The sequence below is a fragment of the Paenibacillus radicis (ex Xue et al. 2023) genome, assembly GCF_024722015.1.
GTDB lineage: Bacteria > Bacillota > Bacilli > Paenibacillales > NBRC-103111 > Paenibacillus_S.
On record NZ_JANQBD010000026.1, the window covers coordinates 42,078 to 60,009 of the forward strand.

Annotated in this window: 14 protein-coding genes; 13 read left to right on the forward strand and 1 reads right to left on the reverse strand. The window is 45.4% G+C overall.

Annotated elements, in window-relative coordinates; genetic code table 11:
- The first annotated feature begins 98 nt into the window (after window positions 1-98).
- The 6 genes from NV381_RS29115 (at window position 99) to alr (ending at window position 8,859) form a co-directional block, all read left to right on the forward strand.
- Window positions 99-1,364, forward strand: coding sequence for a TRAFAC clade GTPase domain-containing protein (locus tag NV381_RS29115; protein ID WP_258216815.1), 1,266 nt, complete (start codon window positions 99-101; stop codon window positions 1,362-1,364).
- Window positions 1,361-4,258 (forward strand): cadherin-like beta sandwich domain-containing protein, encoded by a 2,898-nt coding sequence (locus NV381_RS29120; RefSeq protein ID WP_258216816.1) that lies wholly within the window; start codon window positions 1,361-1,363, stop codon window positions 4,256-4,258. The genes NV381_RS29115 and NV381_RS29120 overlap by 4 nt, the downstream gene beginning before the upstream one ends.
- A 226-nt stretch (window positions 4,259-4,484) precedes the next feature.
- Window positions 4,485-4,778 carry a hypothetical protein gene (locus NV381_RS29125; protein WP_258216817.1) on the forward strand — a complete coding sequence of 98 codons (294 nt, stop codon included), beginning with the start codon at window positions 4,485-4,487 and terminating at the stop codon, window positions 4,776-4,778.
- Window positions 4,779-5,135: 357 nt separating this feature from the next.
- Window positions 5,136-6,371, forward strand: a complete 1,236-nt coding sequence (locus NV381_RS29130) for a PucR family transcriptional regulator (RefSeq protein ID WP_258216818.1) — start codon at window positions 5,136-5,138, stop codon at window positions 6,369-6,371.
- Window positions 6,372-6,487: 116 nt separating this feature from the next.
- Window positions 6,488-7,621 carry an alanine dehydrogenase gene (gene ald, locus NV381_RS29135; RefSeq protein WP_258216819.1) on the forward strand — a complete coding sequence of 378 codons (1,134 nt, stop codon included), beginning with the start codon at window positions 6,488-6,490 and terminating at the stop codon, window positions 7,619-7,621.
- A 5-nt stretch (window positions 7,622-7,626) separates the two neighbouring features.
- Complete coding sequence (gene alr, locus NV381_RS29140) at window positions 7,627-8,859, forward strand: alanine racemase (RefSeq protein ID WP_258216820.1); 1,233 nt, start codon at window positions 7,627-7,629, stop codon at window positions 8,857-8,859.
- Here the strand turns inward: alr and NV381_RS29145 are convergent.
- A complete protein-coding gene (locus NV381_RS29145) occupies window positions 8,787-9,551 on the reverse strand; it encodes a sulfite exporter TauE/SafE family protein (protein ID WP_258216821.1) in 765 nt (254 codons plus the stop codon). The genes alr and NV381_RS29145 overlap by 73 nt on opposite strands.
- Before the next feature lie 470 nt (window positions 9,552-10,021).
- Between NV381_RS29145 and NV381_RS29150 the strand changes: the two genes are divergently transcribed.
- The 7 genes from NV381_RS29150 to NV381_RS29180 all read left to right on the forward strand — a co-directional run bounded on the left by NV381_RS29150 (window position 10,022) and on the right by NV381_RS29180 (window position 17,903).
- Window positions 10,022-10,408 (forward strand): VOC family protein, encoded by a 387-nt coding sequence (locus NV381_RS29150; protein WP_258216822.1) that lies wholly within the window; start codon window positions 10,022-10,024, stop codon window positions 10,406-10,408.
- 129 nt (window positions 10,409-10,537) lie between these two features.
- Entirely contained in the window at window positions 10,538-11,200 is a 663-nt protein-coding gene (locus tag NV381_RS29155) for an oxidoreductase (RefSeq protein ID WP_258216823.1), read from the forward strand.
- 28 nt (window positions 11,201-11,228) lie between these two features.
- Entirely contained in the window at window positions 11,229-12,185 is a 957-nt protein-coding gene (locus NV381_RS29160) for a D-2-hydroxyacid dehydrogenase (RefSeq protein ID WP_258216824.1), read from the forward strand.
- A 204-nt stretch (window positions 12,186-12,389) separates the two neighbouring features.
- Window positions 12,390-14,096, forward strand: coding sequence for an extracellular solute-binding protein (locus NV381_RS29165; protein WP_258216825.1), 1,707 nt, complete (start codon window positions 12,390-12,392; stop codon window positions 14,094-14,096).
- A gap of 164 nt (window positions 14,097-14,260) precedes the next feature.
- Window positions 14,261-15,154, forward strand: a complete 894-nt coding sequence (locus NV381_RS29170; RefSeq protein WP_258216877.1) for an ABC transporter permease — start codon at window positions 14,261-14,263, stop codon at window positions 15,152-15,154.
- Window positions 15,155-15,170: 16 nt separating this feature from the next.
- Entirely contained in the window at window positions 15,171-16,046 is an 876-nt protein-coding gene (locus NV381_RS29175) for a carbohydrate ABC transporter permease (RefSeq protein ID WP_258216826.1), read from the forward strand.
- Between the two features lie 123 nt (window positions 16,047-16,169).
- Window positions 16,170-17,903, forward strand: coding sequence for a sensor histidine kinase (locus tag NV381_RS29180; protein WP_258216827.1), 1,734 nt, complete (start codon window positions 16,170-16,172; stop codon window positions 17,901-17,903).
- The last annotated feature ends 29 nt before the right edge of the window (window positions 17,904-17,932 follow it).

Sequence of the window (17,932 nt, forward strand, 5' to 3'; positions counted from 1 at the left end):
TACCATGGATAAACATTGTGCCGTCCTTGGGGAAGAGAGCGTTTGTCGTGATTGAGCGAAGCAAAGTAAGTGTTGCCAGAGCAAAAGGAGGGATAAGCATGTTGGATTTTCTCAAGAAGATGTTTGATAAGAAGCCGCCTGTAAAGGAAAGACCTCCCTATTACAGCATTGTGTGCCCATACTGCTTCAGCAAATTCGAGCCGGATGATGTGGTATTCAGGGCTAGTCACGTCAAGGATAACGATGATGATTTCATGCTGCAGGAGGACCGTAAGCTAAGCGATTGGCGGCGAAAGTTTAACCTGTCGCAAGTGGATATGGAAGCGGTCATCGATCCGCATACCATACCTGATGAGAACAAGAAGTACATGCAAAATGTGCTCGTGGCCGTCACGGACCTGTATGGGGAAACGACGAATAGGAGGCTTTGCCCTAACTGCCATAACGAGTTGCCGATTTCGTCAGGCAAGGTGCCCAGCAATATCATCTCTATTGTCGGAGCCTCACAGGTGGGTAAATCCGTCTATATGACTTCGCTTATCCATACTCTGCAGAATACGACAGCTTCCAATTTCAACGCAGCCTGCATGCCGCTTAGCGCTGAAATTAGCAGGAAGTTCAGGCAAAATTACCACGAGCCGATTTTTGAGAGAGGCAGTATGCTGCAGTCAACGAATCCGAATGAGCAGCAGGAGCCGTTTATTTTTCAATTTGTGTTTAAGGATGAACGGGAGGCTCCCTTGACGCTGGTTTTCTTCGATGTTGCAGGTGAAGGTATGGTAGAACGGGAATATTTGGACATTTATGCATCGCATATTAAAAATTCGTCAGGCATTCTATTTCTGGTCGATCCCCTTCAAATCCGCAGTATCCGCGATAAGGCCCGCATTCAAATTGGGGAGGAAGAGGGAGAGTTCGCTAATCGCTATGACGAGCCTCGCGAGGTTGTAATCAGTTTGTTCGAAAACTTCATTGCCCATCAGCAGAATAGTAAAACAGACATTCCAACCGCGATTGTGCTGACCAAAAGCGATATGCTGAAGTATTTAATGGAAGAGGATAGCGAATATATACGTCCTAACAGTAATGTGTTCCGCAATGTGGTGCATAAGGGATTTTTGAATCATACAGAATTCGAGAACATCAATGGGGAAATAGGTCGTTTTATCGAGAAGGTAGACAGGCCGTTCAAGGACGCGATTGATGTTTATTTCAAAAATACGGCGTTTTTCGCTGTTTCTGCGCTGGGCGCGAACCCGGTCAACAAGCAAATTGAGGGTGTTATTAACCCGATTCGGGTCGATGAGCCGTTCATTTGGCTGCTGTACCAGCTTGATTATGTTGCTAGGAGAGATGCGACGTGATAGAGCAAAGGAAACCCATCCAGCAGCAATATTTCACACGTGACCGGGAGGGTATTTTCCGTACTAGCGAAGGTTTCGATACCGTTGCCAAATCGGAAGGCTTGGACAATACTTTTATAAAAAACACACTGCATCCTTATTGCGTTTACAAGGCTCCCAAGGAGCTGTTGGGACGAGCGGAGGAAGATAGCTCCCTCTATCCTGAGTCTATGGTTGTGTTCCATGCTGAGAACGGCGATATGGTGATCGGCCGCAGTGTCTATATAGGCACTGATTTCACAGGGCAGCGCAGCGCCTCGTTCACGCATCAGTTTATTGTGCCTAATGAGCGCAAGGACGAATTTCTTCGTGATCCTCAGCGTCTGTTCCGGATTCGCAGCTTCGAAAGCTCCTATGATATCCGTAATGGCAAGTCACTGCCGGAGCTGGACGGTATCAGCTACGGGACCGCACCCGTGGAAGCAGTGGAGCAAGAGCGGCTATTGACGAAGCTGGGCATCGATCAAACAAGATTTCAGCAGCTGATTTATGCCGTAATGTCATCAGTTACAAGCAAGAAGAAGGTGTATATCGCACTTGATGAGGATATTACAGAGACGGCGGAATCAGCCAAAAAGCTGTTGGAAATTGTCTACCGCTGCCTTCCGTACGCCATCCGGAGCCAGCTCGGCTTCATGACCTTCAACAGCGAGCCGGAAGGGAAGCAGCATCTTCATGTGATTTTTGTGGAAAAAGGAAGCATTAGACTGCCCGACCGTAACATGGAGAAGGAATACATATTTGATTTTCCAAGCAAACGTTTTGTAAATACGGACCTTCCGGGACAAGAGCACTCGTACCTTTCTTTTATTTGGAACAAGCGGAATGATTCGGAACAGTTGGAGCAGCTGTTTGGATTTTGCGAGGAATCGCTGCAGGGGCTGGATAAAGCTGCTGCTCTTAATGTGCAGACCTATGTTCAGCTTCAAGCCTTATACGAAGTCGAGCAGGGCAATGAGGTGCTCTATGAGGCCAACCGAGCGGAAATAATGCAGAGCATTGTAACTTACGTGAACGCAGATACGGTCCGGCAAAAGCGCCGATTGAACGAGCTGTTTATCCGCCTGTTAGGAAAGGAAGCAAGGGATAGCGACAGTCTGCCGACGGCTGATTATATCAAATATTTGCTGCACTATTACGGGTTTGCCGATGAGGGAGTCAAGACTCTGCTGGCACGCTGCTTCGTTATCTTCATCAGCCGGGTAGCTAAAAAGACGGAGGACGGCATCGAGAACGCAGCCCCGATTTTCGACCAGCTGCTAGGAAAGTCGTCCATGTTCGATTTGGTCATGAAGGAGCTGTATAATCAGCAGTCGGGGACGGCTGAAAGCTACATCGCATACCGAATGGGCAAGGCGGGCACAGTCAAAGCGCTGCTGGAGGAAATCCGGTTCTGGATACAGCAGAGCGAGAGTATGGTTCAGCAGCGTTTTTTTGCCAATGAAGTGCTGAAAAAGGTGAAGCGTCTGCTGCAAACCGACAGCCTGCGCAAGCGGATTGAAGCTGCGAGCAGCTTGTACCGCTATTTCGAGGAGCTGCCTGAGCGGCAAGAGAAGCGTCAATACGAAGATTTCTGCGGCCAGCTGAAGCTGGAAATCAAGCTGCTGTTGCTTGATGGACTGAAGATAACCGATCTGGAGTATGAAGATATGATGCAGCTCAGCTTCATGCTGGAGTTAGTCGATCAGGAGCTGAACAGCCATTTGGACAAAAGCCAAAAGCTGAACCTGCAGCTGCTTGCTACCATCTATAGGGTTCTGAAGGTGAATGAAAAGGAAGATTCCGAGCTCAGGAAGGCATTCGACTTTTTTGGGCCTCTGGACTTGGAAAGAGTGCAGCAATCACTGAAAAAGCTGTTAGGCATGCGCATTGCATCCGAGCATTTCAGTAAAATTGTTTATGCATTTTACCAGCCTGGTTCAGGTAACGGCTCCGGTTATGTGGCGGAGTTCGATTATTACGGTTTGCTCCAATATATCGCAGAGGCAACCAGGGGCACGGAAACGATCTATGATTTTCTCGTGTGGTCTGCCAATGATCAGCGGTTTCTAAACATGAAGCAGGAGATCGATGCTAATTACAAGGCGGCAGTAAGTAAATTCTTCGATATGAATGCTCCCAGAGCTTTCCGTGATAAGGAGATTCGATTGAAGCTGCTTGCAACCTCCAACGAGTCATTTGTTGCTTTATATAAAGCTATCAAGCTTCGGCAGGCCGGTAAGCTGATTCGTTTTGTTGTTAAAAATAGACGAAGGCTGACTCGGCTTGGGTTAATTATTTTGCCGCTCATTATACTTATCATTATTTTCCGCAATCCAATAGGAATAGGGCTGGCCGCAATAGGTCCGGCACCAGCTATCCTAATCGATGAGATTCCTGCGATTTCCAAAGAAGCTGTAATTACGGTAACGGTGAGTGCAAAGGGTGAAGATCCCACTGTGTCATTATATGTAAATGGGCAGTTAGCAGGGAACGGAAAAGTTACCAAAACCTTGGACCTGCTTGACGGGGACAATACGTTCGAATTCAAGGCGGTGAACCGCGGCGGCAAAGCATCTGAGGTTGTGAAGAAAAAGGTTTCCTTCAGCTCACCGACTCCGATTGTAACTGTGGAGGCCTTGCCTGAGACTACACGAAACAATAGCATTACGGTTAAGATAACAGCTCTCGACAGAAACGATCCTAGCCCGACTTTATATATTAACGGACAAGCTGTCGGACAAAGCAGTGCGAGTAAAGCAGTCAGCCTTACGCCGGGGGAAAACTTGATAGAAATCAAAGCCGGCAACAAGCAGGGTAAAATGAGCGAGCCGATTGTGAAAAAAATCAAAATGGAGCCTGCTCCAGCTCGCTGACAATCAAAATATAGCAAATTAAGAGCCGGTGATCCTATCTAACTAGGAAAACGGGCTCTTTAATTTAAATATTGGATTTTTAATAGGCCACTTTTGCAAGAAAGCTATCATTATCCGAGGCGGCTGCCCAAATATACAGGATTTTAACAAAACGGGTTCATACATTTAACAATTGGTTTATATAATGAATATTACATTCTTTATATCAGACTGAAGGGGTGGAACGATGAACCTAGTTACTCACAACAATTATAAGAATCAGGATGGACACATATATTGCTGTCTCCGCAATAAAGTCGTAGAGCTTAATAAACAACAGGAGGAGCAATTTTGCCGAGGCTGTAAAATGTTCGGCGGCATGATAGCGGGCGGACAGGGAGTGGCCTGTGTATGGGAGGATTTGCGGAATGTGAACCAGCCTCATGTTGTATATGATCCCATCCACGAGTTTAATAAAAATCAAAAACGCTACATTACGTCAGATTTTTTAATCACGTTATCCGCGGCAAGCTTGGGTTAAAGGAATCGACTCATGATGGGCAATCGGGCCGGTGCGTGCCAAACCAACGCCGGCTCTTTTAGGCGATCCTTTTGAGCTGGTGTGCGTCCAAGAACAGATCGATACCTATGATAATAATGTATTGAACCGTCGTCGTTATTTCCTCATAATCACAATCCTTCCTCTATCATTTTCCTCATTTTTCGATTGTTAAGCTGTCAGAATGGGGCGTGTTATCGCCCAGCATTGGAGCTCGCCCCTCGGTTACTTTACCAACCACTATATTGATAGTCTTTTTCTTCGATGGGAACCGTGTATAATTACATGTAAGTTATTAACTTTGTTCCTTTATATTATTTTTTGAGGAGTCATTTAAACATGCCTGATGAAAAAGATCCCTTCGATAGAAGCTTTGACAGTTTGGAGGCGCTGGCTGATACCATTAGTGATGTGCTGCAATGCCCTATAACCATCGAAGATTCCAATCACCGTCTAATCGCCTATAGCTCCCATGACCCACATACCGATCAGGTGCGAGTTGCAACGATTATAGGACGTCGTGTTCCCGAGAAAGTGATTAGCACTTTATGGAGAGATGGCGTTATTCAAAAAATAATGGAGAGTGACGAGCCGGTTCGTGTTTCCCCTATAAATGATATTGGACTTGGACATCGTCTTGCTGTAGCGATTCGGAAAAATAACGATATTCTCGGGTACATATGGCTATTGGAAGAACAAAAACAGCTTGACGACAATGCCATACAACAGGTGAAAAAAGCCGCCCTCGCCGCAAAAACGAAGCTGCTGCAGCTTCAATTGAAAAAACGAAAAGAAGAGATGGGTTACCAGGACTTTTTCTGGCAGCTCTTAACCGGACATTTGCATTCAGACATAGTGATCAAGGAAAAGGCGGACAAGCTAGGTATGAATCTTCCTTCATCCTTTCATATCATCGTCTTGCAATTCGAACCTGAAATCACTGAGAGCATGCAGCAGCAGATCGAATACATCCTAACAACAACGCAGCGATTGCGGATTGTATGTCATACGATTGATCATAATCAGTTAATCCTGCTTTCCACAACGCCCGTGAAGCGGTTAAAGAATGAAGATTATTCCGTCGCTTTACAGCATATCATTGAGCAAATGAGACAACGCTTCGGTTTTTCTCCAGTTTATGGAGGTATCGGATCTTTATATGAGAATTACGCTATGGTAGAAAGAAGCTATCAGGAAGCGCTAGCGGTACTCCAAATCAAACGGTGCTTTCCGGAAGAAACCCGTAATATCCATTATTATCCTGACATGGGCTACTATCGTTTTTTACAGAAGATTTTGGACGAGGCTCGCATCAATCCTATTGAGAATCAATGTCTCAAAAAACTGAAGCAATATGACAGCGAACATAACAGCGAGCTGCTGCATACTTTGGAGGTTTATTTGTCCCATGACAGCAATATGAAGGCTGTATCGGAGATTCTTCATATCCATGCTAATACATTAAGCTACCGCTTAAAACGAATTTCCGAAATTGGCGGCATCGATTTAAATAGTATGGATCAGAAGGTGACCGTCTATTTGGATTTAAAAACCGAGAAGCTTAGGAGCATGTAGCGGTTTTGTGAAATTACACAAACAACTGGATTTTTTTTCTTGTATCCAGACAAAGAATAAATATCTATTCGCCCTTATACTTGGCGTAGAGTCCCAACGACAAGGAGCGATTGCCCATGATAATCGGAGTGCCAAAAGAAATAAAAAACAATGAAAACCGTGTTGCCATAACCCCTGCAGCTGTTGCTGCCTTTGTAAAAGCAGGTCATAATGTCTTCATCGAAAGCAATGCCGGAATGGGCAGCGGTTTTACGAATGCGGATTACATGGCAGCAGGAGCCGTTATCCTGGAGCAAGCAGCTGAGGTTTGGTCCGCCGCGGAGATGGTGATGAAAGTAAAGGAGCCTTTAGCCTCCGAATATGCTTTTTTCCGGCAGGGTCTAATCTTGTTTACTTATTTGCATTTGGCGGCAGAACCGGAATTGGCTAAGGCACTAATGGAAAACTGCGTAACAGCGATAGCCTACGAAACGGTAGAAGTTAACCGTACCTTGCCGCTGTTGACACCAATGAGCGAGGTCGCCGGACGTATGTCTGCACAAATCGGTGCTCAATTTCTGGAGAAATCCCACGGAGGCAGAGGAATCCTGCTGGGAGGAGTGCCGGGAGTGAAGCGCGGTAAAGTAACGATTGTAGGTGGAGGAGTTGTTGGAACGAATGCAGCTAAGATTGCTTTGGGGCTTGGTGCCGAGGTTACTGTAATTGACTTGAGTGCGGAGCGTCTTCGTTTATTGGATGATATGTTCAATGCGCAAATCAATACGCTAGTATCTAATTCATTTAATATTGCCGAAGCGGTCGCTGAAGCTGACCTGGTGATCGGAGCCGTACTAATTCCAGGTGCCAAAGCTCCAAAGCTGGTGACCAAGGAGATGATAAAAGCGATGCAGCCAGGTGCTGTTGTAGTTGATGTCGCTATTGATCAAGGTGGCATTATCGAAACGGTGGATCGTATTACGACCCATGACAGCCCTACATACGAAAAATACGGCGTTGTTCATTATGCTGTTGCGAATATGCCTGGAGCGGTTCCAAGAACGTCAACCTTCGCCTTAACGAATGCTACCGTTCCTTATGCTTTGCAAATCGCCAATAAAGGCGTAAAGCAAGCGGTTACGGACAATAAATCGCTATATCTCGGGGTTAATGTTGCTGGCGGTTCTATTACTTACGAAGCCGTGGCAAGAGATCTTGGCTATGCTCATGTTCCAGTTGAACTTGCATGGGAGAAAGAATTTTCGAGGTCTTAATCCAAATGCAAACAATAAGCTATCGAGATACGTGGGTGGAAATTTCTTTGGACGCCATTATACATAATGCGAAAACTTTCAAATCGAGCCTCCACGAAAAATGCCGCTTCATGGCCGTCGTCAAAGCGGACGGCTACGGACACGGTGCTGTTGAAGTGGCAATTGCAGCGATCAGTGCCGGAGCTGATTATTTGGGAGTCGCTTTTTTGGACGAGGCGCTGCAGCTGCGAAATGCGGGAATCGACGAACCCATCCTCATTCTCGGTTATACCCCTCCGCATTCCGTGGAGACTGCAATCAAGCACGACATTACAATGACCGTCTTTTCCGCTGATGTATTAGAGGAAGTCATAGTATGCAGCGAACGGCTCCAGCACTACGCCCGCATTCATTTGAAGATTGATACAGGCATGTCTCGTGTGGGCGTATCTACGATAGAAGAAGCATTTATGCTAGCTTCTAAGATAGTTTCCTCGCGTTTTGTCAGCTTGGAGGGGATGTTTACTCATTTCGCCGATGCCGATAATGAAGACCAAACTTATACGCGGCAGCAGTTCCAGCTGTTTAACTATTTTATCGATGAATTAGAGAAAAGGCATATTTACATTCCGATTAAACACTGCTGTAATAGTGCAGCCGCTATGAAGACGCCAGAGATGCACCTGAATATGGTGCGAATCGGAATTAGCTTGTATGGCTTGCTGCCCTCCGAGCAGCTACGGAGCGACAGATATCCAATCCTTCAAGCTATGGGCTTTAAAACTAAAATATCAGCGTTAAAAACAGTACCCGCCAATCGTCCTGTCAGCTACGGCTGTACATTTAAGGCGAATAAGGACAGCAGGATTGCCACCATTCCTGTTGGTTATGCGGACGGGCTCTCACGACTACTTTCCAACAAGGGTTATGTTCTTGTGCACGGGCAGAGGGTGCCGATCATCGGTAGAATATGCATGGATCAAACGATGATCGACGTGACTTCGGTTTCTCATGTCCTGGTTGGCGATGAAGTTACATTATTCGGCTGGTCTGAAGAGAGCTTGCTTCCGGTAGATGAAATTGCGGATTGTATGAATACGATCAACTATGAGGTTGTTTGTTCGATAGGCAAAAGAGTTCCACGCGTTTATGTACGTAACGGGCAAATCGTAAAGGCTCATAAGCCTTATTGCAGCAGATCCCACAGCTGTTTACCGATCAGGATTGTGGTCACGGTCACAAATAAAGGCTTAATGTAACGCGATCCGTGCCGGATAGCGAATTTGGAGCCGACAAATGCGCCAGCGATCATAGCGATCCCCATAGGCAGTCCATAGCCGATATGGACCGATTTGAGCAGTAAAAACGAGCATAAGCTGGCCAGGTTGCTGGCTAAATTAAGCACCTTGGCATTGGCGGAAGCACCGACAAAGTCGAAGCCGAGCAGCAGGAACATAAACAGTAGAAACGAGCCTGTTCCCGGGCCAAAAAAGCCGTCATAAAATCCAATAATAAAGGCTAAGGCTGCTACAGCCACCTTGAGATTAATGGTCATAGTACGAGGAGCGGCGTCTTTTCCCCAGTTCTTTTTTATTAATGTATAAACCAGCATTAACACAAGCATAATGACGACCAAAGGCTTCAAAAAGTCCGAAGGCAGCAAATGCACCGTGTAGGCTCCGAGAACAGCGCCTATGAAGGATAGCGGAAATAATGCGAGCACCAGCTTTCCATTCATCTTGCCTGATGTGAAGAAGGACAAGCTGCTTGTTATCGTTGAAAAGGTGCTGCCTAATTTGTTGGTTCCGAGAACCAAGGCGGGAGGCATTCCCGTCATCATAAGGGCGGGGACGGAAATTAAGCCTCCTCCACCGACGACAGAATCAATAAAAGCGGCTATAAATCCGGCTGCGAGTAAAAATAAAAGCATATCCATTGAAGGCAGTTCCATGATGTTTCTCCTTTTGGCTGTTATAAAGAGGGTCGGTAAGAATCAAATTTAGTATATAGAATGAGCAACATTTCTACAATACTTTTTCTAGGAGTCTATCCGACGTTTTGATCTTCGTGAATATATGTTCATTTGGTTATGGAGGGATAAGGGAATGGTACGGAAAGTTTACGGCCGCCTTTGAAATGAAGTTGTTACCGCAAGGTAAATTAAAGACAACTTAAATTTCAAGAGCGGTGGAGTACCATCCCTTTTCCGCAATAACCACAATAGTGAATAAATATTCACGGATTTGTTTTCGTCGGACAGACTCCTAGGTGACAGGGACGGTTGATGCTGCCGAATTACAAGAGTCATAGAGTTGAATAGTAAAGCGATCTGCTGACTATTGTTCATTATGCATTCCATCCTTTCAAGAGAAGTGATAGAATGGAAAGGATTACATTTATGCTGGGAGAGGTGTGTGTACTATGATTCGCAAGCTGGAGCATATTGGAGTAAAGGTTAAGGATATGGATGCTTCCGTTCGTTTCTATACGGAGGTTCTGGGTATGAAGCTGAGAAAACGCGCAAAGCTGCAGGATGGCGTCGAGCTGGGCTTCCTGTCTTTTCCAGATTCCGACAACATTGAGATTGAGCTGATTGGCCGTGGTCATGACGGGTTGCCTAACGATTCTATCGTGCATCATATTGCATTCACAGTAACGGATATCCAAGCTGAGATAGATCGTTTGAAGGGCTTTGGCGTAGAGCTTATGGACGAAACGCCTCGTACTATCCTGGACGGGGATCAGATCGCGTTCTTTTTCGGACCGGACGGTGAACGTTTAGAGTTTTTCCAACCAGCGGGCCAATAATTGAAAATGATTCAAGTAACAGAGAATCTCCAGAACCACAGTATAACTAGTGGAGAAAGGGGATTCTTTTTTTCAAAACAGCTATATGTACTCTTGTCTATATTCGATAGATATGGGGGGACAGTTATTATGGGGCATACGGCAGTAATTGCCGGCGCGACGGGGCTGATAGGCGGAGAATTAGTCCGCGGCCTTCTGGAAGATCCCTTCTTTGATCAAGTCATTGCTCTGGTTAGAAAAGAGACAGGCTTGGCTCATGAGAAATTGATTCAAGTTGTCACAGACTATGAAGCACTCGAAGACGCCGTTGAGCAGTATTTGTCTGACGCTTATGTGTTTTGCTGCTTGGGTACAACGATTAAAAAGGCTGGCTCCAAGGAGCAGTTTCGTAAGGTTGATTATGAATATCCGATGCTGCTGGGAAGGCTGGCGCTTCGATATGGAGCTGCCGAGTATCTCATCGTTACGTCAATGGGGGCTAATGCGGGATCCGCTTTTTTTTACAATCAGGTAAAAGGCGAGGTTGAAGAGGGCTTGAGCAAATTGCAATTGCCATCGCTGCAAATTTTTCGTCCTTCGCTGCTGCTGGGAGACAGGCAAGAAGTTCGTTTGGGGGAGCGGTTTGGAACTGCTGTTTCAAGGGTAGTTACTCCTATAATGATTGGCGCTTTACGCAAATATAGACCGATTCAGGCCCAGATCGTAGCCAAAGCAATGCTGCAATCATCGAAAAAAAGTAACAAAGGAACCTGGATTTATGAGTCCGATCAGATAGAAGAGCTTATAAAGTAAGCAAGTGAAACTCTCGGGAGGTAATAAAATGGCTAGAAAAATAGTGTCCGTACAAACATTCAGCGCGGCTCATGAAGAACAAATCCGTAGTATTGCACCGGAATGGGAGTTTATTAATGGAAAAGAAAGCGAGCAATGGTTAGCCCATTTGGCAGATGCTGAAGTATTGATCGGTTGGAGCAGCGCTGTTGTCCAGCATTGCTTGCAGCCGGGAACTCGACTTCGCTGGGCACAGAATTGGGGTGCGGGCGTCGATAGAATACCGCTTGATTCATTGGCCGAATTCGGTGTAATGCTGACTAATGCCAGTGGAGTTCACCCGAATCCTATATCTGAGACGGTATTGGGCATGATGCTTGCTTTAACGCGAAACATTCACCTGGCTATTGGCAATCAGCTTCAGAAAAAATGGACTTCGCTAGGTGAGCTTGGAGAAATGCATGGAAAAACAGTCGGCATTATCGGTGTGGGAGCTATCGGTACAGAGGTTGCCAAGCTTTGCAAAGCATTTGGCATGAAGGTGCTGGGGGTAAAAAGGTCGTTGTCCGAATCTGAATATGTGGATCGGATGGTTACGATGGACAGGCTCGATGAAGTGCTGCGCGAGAGCGACTACGTGGTGGTGACACTTCCGCTCACCAAAGATACCCGGCATGCCATTGGCAGCAGCCAGTTCGAGCTGATGAAGCAGACCGCCTTCTACATCAATATTGGCAGAGGAGGTACGACGGATGAGCAAGCATTGGTCGAAGCCCTTCGCAATGGTGAAATTGCCGGTGCAGGCTTGGATGTGTTCGAAGTGGAGCCGCTTCCGGAATACAGTCCTCTGTGGGAAATGAGCAACGTCATCCTGACTCCTCATAACTCCGGCTCGACTGTTTACTATAATGAGAGAGCTATGGACATCTTTTTGCAAAATTTACGCGACTATGTTGAAGGCAAAGAGCCTCAGTTGAATCGGGTGGACTTAAGTAATCAATATTAAGCATTACGTATAAACCGTATAAGTCGTATAAGCCGGCAGGGTAAACATAAATGTCTTCTCTTAATAAGGGAGACATTTATGTTTACCCTTGTTTGCGTTTAAAGCCATTGTGGTATCATCTTAAAATGTTTGTATATAATTGCCTAATTCCCTGCACTACAATAAAAACAAGTAAAATCATTTGTATATAGGGGGAGGAGCAGGATGATCATTTTAAACAAAAGCTATTTGGCTGCCATGACGGCTGTTATTCTGAGTGTCGCGGTCGCAGGCTGTTCAGGAACAAATGGTGGTAAAGAGGGGAATGCCTTAACCACATCTAAAGCAACCAACGGTAAATATGATCCGCCAATTACCATTACGACAGCGCGTGTGCTTGACCCGAATGTAAAATTTAAGCCTGGCGAAACGATTGAGGACAATGTACATAGCCGATGGATGTCCGACAAAATGGGAATTAATATGAAGCACACGTTTGTCGTGAACAACGAAAAGGATTTTAATACAAAGCTCCGCCTGCTGCTTGCCGGCAGCGAACCACTGCCGGATGTATTTCAAGTATCGGACCCTACTCTAATCAGCGAGTTAATTCAGTCGGGTAAGGTAATGGCTCTGGATGACGCGATTGCCAAGTTTGCCCCACAGAACATTAAGGACTTATATCAGAAATATCCAGACGGTTTCAATATGTTTATAAACAACGGTAAAACCTACGGCATACCGATGTATGAAAGCTTGACGGGAGGAACCATTCTATGGGTCCGGCAGGATTGGTTGAAGAAACTGAATCTCCCTGATCCCAAAACAATCGATGATATGGATAAAGTGCTCGAAGCCTTCACTAACCAGGATCCGGATGGTAACAATAAGAAGGATACATTCGGATTGGCTCTATCGATGCTGGACCGGGTTAATGGAACAAGGGCGACAGCGGATTGGGTGTTTGGGGCTTACGGCAATTACATGCCGTTTCAATGGAGTAAGGATAAGGATGGGAATCTAGTGTACGGGTCTATTCAGCCGTCAATTAAGGAAGCGCTTTCAAAACTTCGTGATTGGATGTCCAAAGGTTATATTGATCCCGAGGCAGGTATTAAGGATAAGAACAAAGCAACGGAAAGCTTTGTTAACGGTTCTGCAGGCTTGGTAGCCGGTGAATATCATATGTATCCGGTACCGTTGCTGGACACCGTTAAAAACAACGCAAAGGCGGAATTTAAACCGCTCTACCTTCCGGCTGGACCAACCGGAAATATTGGTAGAGTTGAGACGCCGATGGTTAAGAGAGGCATTCTCTTCAGCAAAGATTTTCAGCATGTAGATGCCTGGTTCGCCTATTACAAGAAACTATTCGAATACCAGTTCTTCGTTAAGGATTCCGAGTTTTATTTAGGCAACCACGAGGGGTATGACTATGTAATGAAGGACGGCAAGCCGGTTTACCAGCAGTTCGAGCAAGCCGGAATTCCCAAAGAGCAGTGGCCGCTGCCTGATGGGAAGACGCCGATTGAAGCCAAGGCCTATGCTTCCCTCATTGGTGGAACGAATTTGAACAGACCGTACTCCTACGATGAAGGAATTTTAAAATTTGCCAATGACCCTAAAGCGGTGCCTGCTAATCCAATCGAGGACAGCATTAAGGATAGAGTGCCTGTTCACCAGTTGGCCGGCAAGATCCGAATTGAACAGAATAAATATGATTTGCCCAATGAGTTCAAAGGCTCGCCAACTAAGACGATGAGGACGAAGCTGGAGCTACTTGAGAAAATGGAGAAGGAAACCTTCAACCAAATTATTTATGGAAAGCTCCCGGTCGATGCCTTCGACAAATATGTTGCCGACTGGAAGGCTAGCGGCGGAGATGAGATAACGAAGGAAGTCAATGAATGGTATAAATCGTTAAAGAAATAAGATGAATCTAATAGCAAGCATAAGTAGGTGAGCCTGCAAACTATTTCGGCCGCAGCAGGCTCGCCTCTTTTGCTTAAGGAAAGGTGCTGAAAATCATGAGTGAACTGATCCGACCAATCACCGGTTCCGAGTCTGCCGCTGCGGCTAAGAAACGATCCAAATTTATGTCATACATGAGGCAAACCTGGAGCTTTCATTTGCTTCTGCTGCCTGCCCTGATCATCGTCATTATATACCAATACGTCCCGATGCTAGGCATTGTTATAGCTTTTAAAGAATACAAACCTTGGCTTGGCATCATGAACTCGGAGTGGGTCGGGCTGGACCATTTCAAATATTTGTTTACGTACCCTGACAGTGTTCAGGTCATCATCAATACAATTATTATTTCTTCCTTAAAAATCAGTACGAATATTGTAATTCCATTCATTTTTGCCCTGCTGCTTAACGAGGTGCGAAAAACTTATATAAAACGCTGCATTCAAACACTGGTGTACTTGCCTCATTTCTTATCATGGGTTATTCTCGGAGGCATCTTAATTGATTTGTTGTCGGTAAAAACAGGCATAATTAATCGCTTTATCGAACTGCTCGGGTTTCCGCCGGTGTTCTTTCTGGGGGATGGCGATTGGTTCAGGGTTACGGTTATTGTCAGTGATGTGTGGAAAGATTTCGGGTTCTCAGCCATTGTGTATCTTGCAGCCTTAGCCGGTATTAATCCTGCCCTTTATGAGGCTGCGGAAGTCGATGGGGCCAACCGCTGGGAGCAAACGATGTATATTACGATACCCTCCGTCCTGCCTATTGTTGCTGTAGTGACGACGCTTGCACTTGGGAAAATATTGGATGGAGGCTTTGACCAAATTTTTAACCTGTATAACCCGCTGGTTTACAACAAGGGTGACATTATCGATACATTCGTTTACAGGGTTGGTCTTGTCGGGGGGCAGTTCAGCTTTGCTTCAGCTGTCGGCTTATTCAAATCATTGATCGGATTTATACTTGTTGTTGTTTCGTACAGACTAGCCTATAAATTTGCGAATTATCGAATATTCTAAAAGCGGGTGAGCAGCCATGTATAAGTCATTACCTTATAAAATATTTTCATACTGTAACCATGCTTTATTGACTGTATTGGCGATCTTGTGCATTTTACCCCTGATTCATGTATTTGCCATTTCTTTAAGCTCGAGTGCCGCAGCGACTGGAAATATCGTCACCTTTTGGCCAGTGCAATTTACGTTTGAGGCCTATGCGGAGACATTGGGCAACAGCAACTTCCTGCATTCATTGTATATCGGGATTAAACGTGTTGTATTAGGCACCTTCATCTCCATGCTGCTTGTTGTTTTGGCGGCTTATCCGCTCTCCAAGGAGGAGACGAAATTTCAGGGGCGCACTGTCTACGCTTGGCTGTTCGTGTTTACGATGCTGTTTCATGCAGGACTTATTCCCACCTATCTGGTTGTAAAAGGAACGGGGCTGATGAACACGATCTGGGCGCTCGTTCTGCCTGGGGCGGTAAGCGTGTGGAACCTGATTCTGATGCTCAACTTCTTTCGCACGATTCCGAAGGAGCTGGAAGAAGCTGCTCTAATGGATGGAGCCAGCCACCTCCGAATTTTGTTCACGATTTATTTGCCTATATCTATGCCTTCCGTGGCGACACTATCCTTATTTGCTATGGTGACCCATTGGAACGCCTGGTTTGACGGAATGATTTACCTATCCAACGCGAAGGACTATCCGATATCGACCTTTTTGAGATCAATCATTGTATCGGAAAATTTCTCAGTGTTAGGTCTTACTGAAGATGAGATCAAAAATATTTCGCCGCGTACGGTCAAGGCATCTCAGGTGTTTATTGGTGCATTGCCGATCCTGCTTGTATATCCCTTTTTGCAAAGATACTTTGTGAAGGGCGTTATTGTCGGCTCCGTTAAGGAATAGATTTTACTCAAAGCAGGGGTAAGTCATTTATTTATCCCAGAAATGGTTGTGTTCCCAAGGTGCCTATGTACAATAACAGTAAAGAGTATTTTACAGGGAACAGGTGACGGGATGCCTAGGATCATGCTAAAAAACATCAGTATTTTCAGCAAAATTATGATCATTATAGGATTAATGCTAATTCCACTGCTGCTGATGTTCGCTTATTCCAACCAAGTGAGCATGAATGTGGTCAAGTCTGAGATTGAGAAGTCTAACGTGAACCGTCTTTCTTTTTTTCTGAATCAAATGGATACGAATGCTGAACAGCTCTCCAAAGTTGCTTTTACACTGGGAAGAGAGCCGGAGGCTATCAAATTTCAGTCGATTCATATGTCGTATGACCTGTTCGATACCATCCAAATCAGGCAAACCTTAATGGAAAAAATCAATTTGCAAAGCGCATCCTACAGCTGGACGAATAAATTATCAATGTATTCACCGAACTTAAAGCAACTGGTTTCTACAAATCCATCCGAGAACTATGATCTGGACTATTTCAAGAGCCATATGTCCTCGGATTGGACCTACCGACCGATCATGCGGGACAATGGCAAGCAAAACTACTTTTACCGGTATTCTACTGAGCCTTCGCTCTTATTCAGCGACCTGAGTAATGTTAATTTGATTATCGAGGTAGCTTTTGCAGCACATAATATCGAACGGATGCTCGATCAGTTTAAAGAGGGGAGTATTGGAGACCCATTTTTTTATAATGACAACTACGACCCCATTATGAACGCTACGGCCAATCAGGAAATTATTCAGGAGCTCGTAGGCTTGCTTAAACACGAAAAGCTGCTTCCTTCGGGCAGTCAGGTCATCGAAGTCAAAGGAATTAAATATATGCTTAACTATGCCAAATCGAATTCGCTGGACTGGTATTTAGTAGATGTGGTTCCGCTTCAGAATGTACTGGCGCCCATCACGACCAGCCGGAATCTATTTTATACAACAATCTCCATGCTGCTGCTGACCAGTATCTTAAGTTCTTATCTTTTGTTCAAAAATGTACAGGTTCCGATCACCCGGTTAATTGCAAGTGTAAACCATTTGAAACGGGGCAATTTCTCCACGAGATTGACGTATCAAGCAAACAGAGAGTTCACCATTTTGTTCAATCATTTTAATAATATGGCTGAGCAGATTCAGGATTTGGTAGAAAAGGTGCTGCGTGAAAAGATAAGGGTAAGAGACGCTAATTTAAAGCAGCTGCAATCCCAAATCAATCCCCACTTTTTATACAACTGTCTGGCCTTTATTCAAAGTATGGCACAGCTCGAAAACAAGCAGGCTATTATTGCTATGACCCGACACCTAAGCAAATATTACCGGTATACGACCCGGATAGAGCATCAGGAGATTTCGCTTGCAAGTGAATTGGAGTTAATAACCAATTATTTGGAAATTCAAAAGCTGCAAACCCGCAGGCTGGAATACTGCATTGATGTGCCTGAGACGATGAAAGGAAGCCTGATCCCGAGACTGCTTGTCCAACCTATAGTGGAAAATGCTATCATACACGGTATTGAGTGCAAAGCCGGTATAGGGACGATCATGATTACAGGCTGTGAGACGGAATCCATCAGCACTCTGACCATAGAAGACAGCGGAATAGGGACGAGTCTGGATGAGATAGCGAAGTTTAACGAGAAGTTCAGCATAGATAGGGGCGAGGAGATTGGGCACGGGATGTGGAATGTTCATCAACGGCTGCGGCATCAGTTTGGCGGCCGATCGGGTGTACTGGTTTCCGAGTCCGTGCTGGGAGGCTGGAAGGTTACTCTGACCATGGAAAAAGTTAGCGTCTCTGCTTAACATCTTCTTTACATAGTTCTCAGAGGAGG